General features: G+C 37.9%; 15 protein-coding genes. All 15 read left to right on the top strand.

What is annotated here, in order from left to right; genetic code table 11:
* Window positions 1-342 precede the first annotated feature (342 nt).
* Entirely contained in the window at window positions 343-480 is a 138-nt protein-coding gene (locus tag IPH11_12940; protein ID MBK6914499.1) for a hypothetical protein, read from the top strand.
* 945 nt (window positions 481-1,425) lie between these two features.
* Window positions 1,426-1,563 carry a hypothetical protein gene (locus tag IPH11_12935; protein ID MBK6914498.1) on the top strand — a complete coding sequence of 46 codons (138 nt, stop codon included), beginning with the start codon at window positions 1,426-1,428 and terminating at the stop codon, window positions 1,561-1,563.
* Window positions 1,530-1,916, top strand: coding sequence for a hypothetical protein (locus IPH11_12930; GenBank protein MBK6914497.1), 387 nt, complete (start codon window positions 1,530-1,532; stop codon window positions 1,914-1,916). The genes IPH11_12935 and IPH11_12930 overlap by 34 nt, the downstream gene beginning before the upstream one ends.
* Before the next feature lie 125 nt (window positions 1,917-2,041).
* Window positions 2,042-2,728, top strand: coding sequence for a hypothetical protein (locus IPH11_12925; protein MBK6914496.1), 687 nt, complete (start codon window positions 2,042-2,044; stop codon window positions 2,726-2,728).
* A gap of 14 nt (window positions 2,729-2,742) precedes the next feature.
* On the top strand, window positions 2,743-2,925 hold the full coding sequence (locus IPH11_12920; protein ID MBK6914495.1) for a hypothetical protein: 183 nt from the start codon (window positions 2,743-2,745) through the stop codon (window positions 2,923-2,925).
* A 164-nt stretch (window positions 2,926-3,089) separates the two neighbouring features.
* Window positions 3,090-3,263 carry a hypothetical protein gene (locus IPH11_12915; protein ID MBK6914494.1) on the top strand — a complete coding sequence of 58 codons (174 nt, stop codon included), beginning with the start codon at window positions 3,090-3,092 and terminating at the stop codon, window positions 3,261-3,263.
* Window positions 3,264-3,326: 63 nt separating this feature from the next.
* Window positions 3,327-4,277, top strand: coding sequence for a hypothetical protein (locus tag IPH11_12910; GenBank protein ID MBK6914493.1), 951 nt, complete (start codon window positions 3,327-3,329; stop codon window positions 4,275-4,277).
* Window positions 4,278-4,281: 4 nt separating this feature from the next.
* Entirely contained in the window at window positions 4,282-4,464 is a 183-nt protein-coding gene (locus IPH11_12905; GenBank protein ID MBK6914492.1) for a hypothetical protein, read from the top strand.
* Between the two features lie 251 nt (window positions 4,465-4,715).
* Window positions 4,716-4,865, top strand: a complete 150-nt coding sequence (locus IPH11_12900; GenBank protein MBK6914491.1) for a hypothetical protein — start codon at window positions 4,716-4,718, stop codon at window positions 4,863-4,865.
* A gap of 58 nt (window positions 4,866-4,923) precedes the next feature.
* A complete protein-coding gene (locus IPH11_12895; GenBank protein MBK6914490.1) occupies window positions 4,924-5,889 on the top strand; it encodes a hypothetical protein in 966 nt (321 codons plus the stop codon).
* Between the two features lie 2 nt (window positions 5,890-5,891).
* Window positions 5,892-6,110, top strand: a complete 219-nt coding sequence (locus IPH11_12890; GenBank protein MBK6914489.1) for a hypothetical protein — start codon at window positions 5,892-5,894, stop codon at window positions 6,108-6,110.
* A 23-nt stretch (window positions 6,111-6,133) separates the two neighbouring features.
* Window positions 6,134-7,678, top strand: coding sequence for a T9SS type A sorting domain-containing protein (locus tag IPH11_12885; GenBank protein ID MBK6914488.1), 1,545 nt, complete (start codon window positions 6,134-6,136; stop codon window positions 7,676-7,678).
* A 222-nt stretch (window positions 7,679-7,900) separates the two neighbouring features.
* On the top strand, window positions 7,901-8,827 hold the full coding sequence (locus tag IPH11_12880) for a right-handed parallel beta-helix repeat-containing protein (protein MBK6914487.1): 927 nt from the start codon (window positions 7,901-7,903) through the stop codon (window positions 8,825-8,827).
* Between the two features lie 174 nt (window positions 8,828-9,001).
* Window positions 9,002-9,160: a hypothetical protein gene (locus IPH11_12875; protein MBK6914486.1), complete on the top strand. Its 159-nt coding sequence runs from the start codon at window positions 9,002-9,004 to the stop codon at window positions 9,158-9,160.
* A 65-nt stretch (window positions 9,161-9,225) separates the two neighbouring features.
* Window positions 9,226-9,810: hypothetical protein (locus tag IPH11_12870; protein ID MBK6914485.1), on the top strand; the 585-nt coding region annotated here is incomplete at its 3' end.

The raw sequence follows: 9,810 nt of genomic DNA, 5'->3' as shown, positions 1-9,810 counted from the left end.
ACAACTCAATGGGAAAAATTTTTGTAGTGTTGGGAATGAAGTCCATGGTCAATGAAAACACAGCGGATAATGGATATGTTATTGCTGGTTATTATCCAAGTCACTTTTTTGACGGATGGTTAATTAAATTGAATTCAGAAGGCATTCATTGTGGTCAAAACAATATAGCAGTCCAGGTTCTGAATCGGATATTTTCAAATCGATTACAGAAACCAACGATAAAGGTTTTATAGTTACAGGGAGGTATTATAATCCACCTGGCTCGGATATGCTGGTGATCTCTGGCTTCTCAAAACCGACTCGCTCCGGCAATGTAGAGGGGAAAAACTTATGATTATCAAAATGATTACGATATTGGTTACTCAGTTCAACAAACAAGTGATGGCGGGTATATTGTTTGTGGATCGGGTCAATGGGATATTGATTATGGTTGGATTATTAGAACAAATGAGTTTGGCGATACTTTGTGGACGAAATTAATAGAAAGTTATACACTTTCACCACTTAACCAATGCTGATACTTATTGTCAATCAGTCATACAAGCTCAGAATGGAGATTACATTATTGCAGGTTCGCAAACACAAATCTCTTTCAGAAAGAAGCAATGCTATTAAGGATCTCCAGCGATATTGTCCCAGTCGAACTAACATCCTTCACAGCAACAGCAGAGCGAAACTCCGTTTCACTTAACTGGCAACCGCAACGGAGACAAATAACTTAGCGGTTTGAAATGCAGAGGAGTCAAATGTCAAACGTCAATAGTCAAACGGATTGGCAGGTCATCGGTTTCATTCCAGGGTTTGGTACTACTACTGAACCAAAGAGTTACTCATTCACTGATAAAATCTCTCTTCAGGTAAATATCAATACAGATTAAAACAAGTTGACTTTGATGGAACATTTGAATATTCAAACACAGTTGAGGTTGAAATAACTTCACCAACAGAATTTTCTCTTGAGCAGAACTACCCCAACCCATTTAATCCAACAACAAAAATAAAATATACAATTCCCACTGTCACCCTGAGCTTGTTGAAGGGTGACATATTGGTTTCGTTAAAAGTATTTGATGTATTAGAAATGAAACAGCAACACTTGTAAACGAAACACAGCAGCCCGGCATTTACGAAGTTGAGTTTAACGTAGGACAGGCTATCAGCCTGTCCAGCGGAGTGTACTACTACCAATTAAGAGTTTACCCCGTAAGCGGGGCGGGGGGTTTTATTGAAACTAAGAAGATGATTTTACTCCGCTGAATTATTTCTTAAAGATGACATCCCACTATCGGGATGTCATCTTTTATTTTCACTAATTCGTGTGATTGACTTTCTCCTTTTCTATTTGTAATATGCTTCTGAAAATTTTATCAGGAGAGGTAAATAACTTATTTAACATTCTTTCAGTAATATTTTAAGGAGGATCTTATGAAAGACCTGCTCATTCGTTCGGTTCTGTTCTTTGCAGTGATTGCTTTGTTTATTGCTGCAGACTCTAGCACACTATCTCCTCTCACTTTGGAGATAAAACAGTGTATCACCCCTCCAATATTGCTAAATATGTAACGCCTCACGGCACAGGCGATCACTCCGGCTCGAGCTGGAGTAATGCGTATTCATTTAACGATATGCAAGACAATTTAGCTTCAAATACTTCTTACAATCTCATTGACTCAACTTTTATTGTTGATAGTATTTTTATCAGCAATCTTAGCGGTATATCTTTCATTGGTAAGGGAAAAACCAAGACTATACTGCAAGGGCAATCAAACCCCTTTGATGATGACCCTTACCTCTGGAGCATTAAGGGATTTGATCTTGAGAATGCTGATAACATTACAATCAAAGATATACAGATCAGAAGATTCAGAGGATTTGGGATAAGAGGACGCAGCCTCGATTTACTTTTATGCTTATAATGATTCGATAGTTAATTGCGGATGGGCGGCAAGAGGATACCTCTGATACCTCCTCTATATTAATTAAATCACCTTGCGGAGTAAAGCTGTTTGGCGATGATGCAACGTTTAGGAGATCATACATAATGAATTCAGGCTGGGATGGAATGCAGATAGCAGGTTACAGGACAACAGTAGATTCATCAATCATCTACTCGACAGGCGAAGACGAACCAGATGCAAATCATCAAGGTGATGGAGTACATATGTTCCAGAACCCTGATAGTTCTTATTGGGTTCCATATGGTGAGGATTCAATTCGTGTTTGGAAAACGGGGCAGGCAAGATTTGTTGCTTGTGATATAAACACAGTTGTAGATAGAAAGTCGGGCATAGAAAGTGGTTGGGATTCAATATACTATGATCAGAATAACGTGGCATATAAGCTTGAGAAACCGCTTGTGCAAGTAACAAATAGTACCGTAATTGGCGGCAAAGGAATAGGTATCACACAAGATGATCACCCAAGGGTTGGTCATTTCTCAACGAAGATCGAAAATTGTAAAATAGGTTCATTAGACCCAAGCAAACCAACATTCCGAATAGACTGGGCAGATGCTTTAACGACCCCCACCACTGCCTGGATAAAGAATAATACGTTTTACAGCCCTGAGGGATATAATCCTTTTCCTGAGATTGATGACTGTCCAGTGGCTGAATATTATACAGACACCACTGCTGTTTTGTATTTTAACAATAAGTGGAGAGTTGGAAATGTTGACAGTGTATTTTGTGTAATACATAATGCAGAATTGGAGGACAAAATGAAATAATATTATTAAGATTATTGATAGTAGTTTTATTTTACGCATTTAATTTAACTGCCCAAGACATACTCTGGAAAAAGAACTACGGACTTAACACAGCAGATGATTTCGGTCAATCAGTAATAGAGGGAAATGATGGAAATATAGTAATAGTAGGTTATACCGGCTATTATGGTGCAGGAGGTCTGATCTGTGGCTTATAAAAACAGAAAACGGCGACACACTCTGGACGAAAACTTATGGAGGAGCAGGTGATGATTACGGTTATTCATTAAAACAAACCGGTGAAGGAGGATATATTATTGGCGGGGCGACAAGTTCTTATGGAGTTGGAGGATTTGACTTCTATTTAATTAGAACAGATTCATTGGGAGATACGCTTTGGACGAGAACATATGGTGGAGTAAATGATGACTATTGTAGGGATATTGCGGTCACAGATAGTGGATATATTTTAGTTGGAGAGAAAAATTTTAATCTTCCTTTCAAGCCAGATATATGGATTATGAAGTTTAATAATAGTGGTGATAGGGTGGGATAAAATATTTGGCGAAACCGGGGATGATAGAGCCATACAATAATTAAAATCAGCGATGCAAGATTTATGATTGGCGGACATTGGAATTTTGGAGGTACTCTGATAAAAATAGACCAATTTGGTGATACATTATGGAGTAAAAGATATCCTTCAACGTATGGATCTTTTAATTCAATTGATCAATTACCAAACGGAGATTTTATAATCACATGTCACAAATGGGGAGGTATAAACAGTTGGGACTTGGGATTACTCAAAACCGACTCTCTTGGCAACGAGATATGGTCTGAAAATTATGATTACCACGAAGACGCTGATATAGGTTATTCCGTTCAGCAGACAAGTGATGGCGGGTATATTGTTTGTGGTTCTGGTGAGTGGGATATTGATTATGGCTGGATTATTAGAACAAATGAGTTTGGCGATACTTTGTGGACGAAATTAATAGAAAGTTATACACTTTCACCACTAGCCAATGCTGATACTTATTGTCAATCAGTCATACAAGCTCAGAATGGAGATTACATTATTGCAGGTTCGCAAACACAAATCTCTTTTCAGAAAGAAGCAATGCTATTAAGGATCTCCAGCGATATTGTCCCAGTCGAACTAACATCCTTCACAGCAACAGCAGAGCGAAACTCCGTTTCACTTAACTGGCAAACTGTAACGGAGACAAATAACAGCGGGTTTAAGATAGAAAGAAAACAAGTCGGCAGTCCTCAGTCTTCAGTCAGCAATCAGGATTGGAATCAAATTGCTTTCATTCCCGGTTTTGGCACTACTACTGAACCAAAGAGTTATTCTTTCGTTGATGAAAATCTTTCTGCAGGTAAATATCAATACAGATTAAAACAAATTGATTTTGATGGAACATTCGAATATTCAAACACAGTTGAAGTTGAAATAAATTCACCAACAGAATTTTCTCTTGGACAGAACTACCCCAACCCATTTAACCCAACAACAAAAATAAAATATACACCCCACTGTCACCCTGAGCTTGTCGAAGGGTGACATATTGGTTTCATTGAAAGTTTACGATATACTTGGCAACGAAGTAGCCACACTCGTAAACGAGCCACAGCAGCCCGGCACGTACGAAGTAGAGTTTAACGCAGGACAGGCTATCAACCTGTCCAGCGGAGTGTACTACTACCAATTAAGAGTTTACCCCCGTAAGCGGGGCGGGGGGTTTTATTGAAACTAAGAAGATGATTTTACTCCGCTGAATTATTTCTTAAAGATGACATCCTATCTATAGGGATGTCATCTTTATAAATACCATATTCGTGTGATTGACTTTCTCTATTTCTATTTGTAATATGTTTTTGAAAATTGTATCAGTTGCGGTAAATAATTTATTTAATACTCTTTCAATAATATTTTAAGGAGGATCTTATGAAAACCTGCTCATTCGTTCGTTTCTGTTCTTGGCCGTGATTGCTTGTTTTATTGCTGCAGACTCTATTAACACTAACTCCAATTCTTTGGGAGATAACAACAGTGTACCCACCACCACCAATTGCTAAATATGTGACGCCTCACGGCACTGGTGACCACTCCGGCTCAAGCTGGAGTAATGCCTACCCCTTCAGGAGATGAAAGGAAGATTAGCATCTAACACAGACTTCTATCTTGCTGATTCTACTTTTTGGTAGATGTGCTCAAGGTTAAGGGGTTTACCAATATTTCTTTCATTGGGCAGGGCACGGACAAAACCATTCTCGAAGGAATTGATGTTTCAGAAGCTGAAAATATTTCTGAATGGAGCCTCTGGTGTTTTGATATTCTTAATTCACCTAATATTACTGTCAAGAATTTGCAGATAAGAAGATTTCGAAGATGGGGAATAAGAGTTGGTTCTACATCAAATAACTTTCTTGGTTATAATCTTTACATTGATAGCTGTGGCTGGACATCACAGATCGGAGAAGTTATGTTATCCCCGTGCGCAGTAAAACTATTTGGAGACAATGGGCATATAGGACAGACACAAATAATGAACTCAGGCTGGGATGGGATGCAGGTTGGAGGGTATTATGTGTTAGTTGACTCAAAGTACTATCTATTGGACAGGAAAAGACGATCCTGGCGCAATACATCAGGAGACGGGATCCACGTTTTTCATAATCCTGATATAACATTTACTGTTGACAACGTAATATTAAAGAAAGCCGGAAGATTAATTGTTAGGGATTGTGTTATAGATACTGTTGAAGCAAAAAAGTCGGGAATAGAGGCAGGCTATCTTGGAGAAGAAACAGAGAAACCAATGATACAGGTTTATGATAGTTATATAACCGGAGGTAAAGGTATCGGAGTTACACAAAATGCAAATCCTGTGGGAGGTGCTTTTTATTCTACAATTGAAAATAGTACGATTGTTAATTTAGAGGTGAACAGGTATCCACTTAGAATTGAAAATTGGGATGCGGGGACACCAGGAAAAATAAAAAACAATATCTTTCTATGCCAAGCCAATTATTCTAAAAACTGTCCGGTAGGAGAGTGTAACACCATACCAAATTCTGTTACATATGAAAACAATAGATGGAAAAAAGGAGACGATTGGCAATTGATTTTCTGCAGTGAACAAATCCCTAACTGTACTTCAGAGGAGGATTAAAAATGAGAAATTTTAAAAATCGTTTGGTTATCTGTTTAACATTTATCTATTTATTTTCTGATCTTATCTTTTCTCAAGAACCTCAAACCTTATGGACGGAAGTACTTGGTGGAGATAGTGATGATGTAGCTTATGATATTGAAGAATTGAATGATGGTGGTTATGCAGTAGTTGGTTACACTAAATCAATTCCGCTTACAAATTTTGATGTTTGGTTTTAAGATTAAACACTGATGGAGATACATTGTGGACAAGAACCTATGGAGGGAACGGGGATGATTATGGATACTCACTAAAAAAAACTGATGATGGAGGATTTATCATTGCAGGTACAACAAACACTTTCGGCGCAGGTGTGTTTGATTTTTATGTTATAAGGATTGACTCCATTGGTGACACCCTTTGGACTAAAACATTTGGGGGGGTAAATAACGATTACGCTTGGTCTGTTGATAATACTTATGATGGAGGATTTGTTTTGGCTGGGGAAACGAATGCATTCCCTGAAATTCCTAATGCAATGTTCATAAAGATAGATCAATTTGGTGAACAATTGTGGAATAGAACTTATGGGTCGATTCTTGCAGATAGAGCTTATTCAATTATTGAAAGTTTTGGACACAAATTAATCATTGCCGGCACATTTCAAATTCTAGGTAGTGACTTAGCAGGGTGGTTATTGAATTTGAATTCTGCTGGAGACTCTCTTTGGTCGGGCATGTTTGGAGATGCTTTTCAAGATTATTTTTATGCCGTCGAAATGACAAATGATGGTGGATATATCGCATGCGGGAGTATTAGGGTCGGAGAATTATGGGATTTGTGGTTGATAAAAGCAGATTCGCTTGGCAACGAATTATGGTCAAAAACCTTTGACTACGATAATGATGGTGATATTGGCTGTTCAGTTCAGCAAACCATTGATGGAGGCTACATCGTCGTCGGTCAATCAAGTTGTTTTGATTGTGCTTCAAGGGCTTTTATTGTAAGAACTGATAGTAGTGGGAATATTTTGTGGCAAAAACTGTTCAACCAAAATGCATCCAGCAAAAAAGGTCCTGTGCTTACGCACGGAACAGATGGATTCCTATCAGTAAAGCAAACCCAAGATAATGGTTATATTATAGCAGGATATAAAAGTGCTAACGAAGTTAGTGATGGCTATCGTTTTCAAGTATATCTTGTTAAACTTGCCTCCGACATCATCCCCATAGAGTTAACAGCCTTCACAGCAACAGCACAGCAAAACGAAGTTTCGCTTAACTGGCAAACTGCAACGGAGACAAATAACAGCGGGTTTGAGATTGAAAGAAAACAAGTCGGCAGTCCTCAGTCTTCAGTCAGCAATCAGGATTGGAATCAAATTGCTTTCATTCCCGGATTTGGAACTACCACTGAACGAAAGAGTTATTCTTTTATTGATGAAAACCTTTTATCAGGGATATATCAATACAGATTAAAACAAATTGACTTTGATGGAAGTTTTGAATACTCAAACACAGTTGAAGTTGAAATAAATTCACCTACAGAATTTACATTGGAGCAGAATTATCCGAATCCATTTAATCCGAGTACAGTAATCTCTTACTCGCTGCCGCAAAAAGAGTTTGTGACAATAAAAGTAATTGATATACTCGGAAGGGAAGTGGCAATTCTTGTAAACGAAGTAAAACCTGCCGGCAAGTTTGAAGTTGAATTTGATGCTTCATCTTTAGCAAGCGGAGTTTATGTATATCAGATAAAAGCAGGAAGTTTTACAACTTCTAAGAAGATGCTGCTGACAAAGTAATGTAATTATTACAATAGTAATCTCACAAAGAATACTTTTGAAATAATCATCCCTTCTTTCTTTATAAGATGACATCCTGCTAGGCGGGATGTCATCTTTGTAAATACCACATTCGTGTGATTGACTTTCTCTTTATGTATTTGTAATATGCTTTCGAAAATTTTATCAGGAGAGGTAAATAACTTATTAATGATTCTTTCAATACTATTTCAGGAGGTTCTGATGAAAATCGTTCTTGTTCGTTCGGTCCTATTATTTGCGGCAGTTTATTGTTTTATTGCTGCTAATTATAATAACACCAATTCCAATTTATTGGGAGATAACAACAGTGTACCCCCCTCCCCACCAATTGCTAAATATGTGACACCTCACGGCACTGGTGACCACTCCGGCTCAAGCTGGACTAATGCTTATTCTATCGAGGATCTGAAGCATAGATTAGCTTCTTTCACATCTTTCTATTTTACCGATTCTACTTATCTGATTGATTCCTTTGTTGTAAGAAATTTTGTCAATATATCTTTCATAGGTAAAAGCAAAGCCAATACAATTTTTGAAGGTATCCTGCCGGAAGATAAAGAGGATACTTCAAACAGGAGTATGAGATGTTTTGAACTGGTAAATACAAACTTTGCTGTTATTAAAGATTTGCAGATAAGAAGGTTCCGTGCCTACGGAATTAAGACTGACTCGTACTCAAATTATTTTACCGGTGACAATATTTACATAGATAGCTGCGGGTGGGCAGCCTGGGGAAACTCACCTTACGGAAGTCCGCTGCCGATACAGACGAATCCATTTCCAGCGGGAATTAAATTGTTTGGCGATTACGGTACATTGATGAACTCAACGGTACAAAGAACAGGCTGGGATGGTGTACAGGTTGCAGGATATAATGTGCTGATTGAATCCTCTTCAATTGACTCCACAGGAATAGACCTGCCAGGTGCAGAACATCAAGGAGATGGGATACACGTATTCAGGAATCCTGATATTTATTATGAACAGGAAAGTGGACTACGAATATACAAGGCTGGCAGATTGACGGTTAATAATTGTTATATAAATGTAAATGATGATAAGAAATCTGGAATAGAAGCAGGATTTATAGACGGAGGCGGTAGAGAAGCCAAGGTTAAGGGCTTATAATAGTTACATAGCCGGTGGAAAAGGATAGGAATAACACAAAGTAATGACTTCGCCAATAGTGAGTTTTATTCTGATGTTCAGAATTGTACTATAGTAAGTTTAGATCCTACTAGGCGACCATTAAGAATTGAATTTTATGATACGGGTACGAATGGACTAATAAATAATAACATAATGATTTGTCACCCAGATTTTAATCCCGATTTATGTCCAGTGGGAGAGTATGATACTGCTCCCACTGCTGTTAAATATGGGACTAACACCTGGAAAATTGGGACAGAATGGCAGGATCCGTTTTGCATTGATCACAATTTAGATTATGTTGAAGACTAGGGGGTAACACAAAATGAAATGTATAAGAATATTCACAATGCTTCAATTATTCTTTTTTAATAATCTTGTCTGATTTGTTATTTGCTCAAGAGCCCGATACACTATGGACAAAACAATATGGCGGAGATAGTATTGATGTAGCTTACGATGTTGAAGAATTATGGGACGGAGGATTTGCCATTGTTGGTTATACAAAATCAATCCCACTTACAGATTACGACATTTGGCTGCTTCGTACAGACTCAAACGGCGATACTTTATGGACGAGAATTTATGGGGGAGATGGTGATGAATACGGTTACTCACTAAAAAAAACTGACGATGGGGGTTTTATAATTGCAGGAACTACCAATTCATTTGGTGCTGGTCAGTTTGATTTCTATATTGTAAGAACTGATTCAATTGGTGATACGCTCTGGACAAGGGCATTAGGAGGGGTGAATAAAGACTATGCGTGGTCTGTAGACAATGCTCTTGATGGTGGTTTTGTTATTGCAGGTGAAACCAACGCATTTCCAGAAACAGCTGACGGAATGATAGTTAAATTTAATCAATTTGGTGAAGTTCAATGGGAAAATGTGTATGGATCATCAATGAGAGATAGAATTTTCTCTATCAAACAAAAAAAAAATGGTGAATTGTTAGCTGCT

It is taken from the genome of Ignavibacteriales bacterium, from assembly GCA_016709155.1.
Lineage (GTDB): Bacteria > Bacteroidota > Ignavibacteria > Ignavibacteriales > Ignavibacteriaceae > JADJEI01.
The sequence above is the reverse complement of the archived record's forward strand: the minus strand, read 5'-3'. Positions and strand labels throughout refer to the sequence as shown.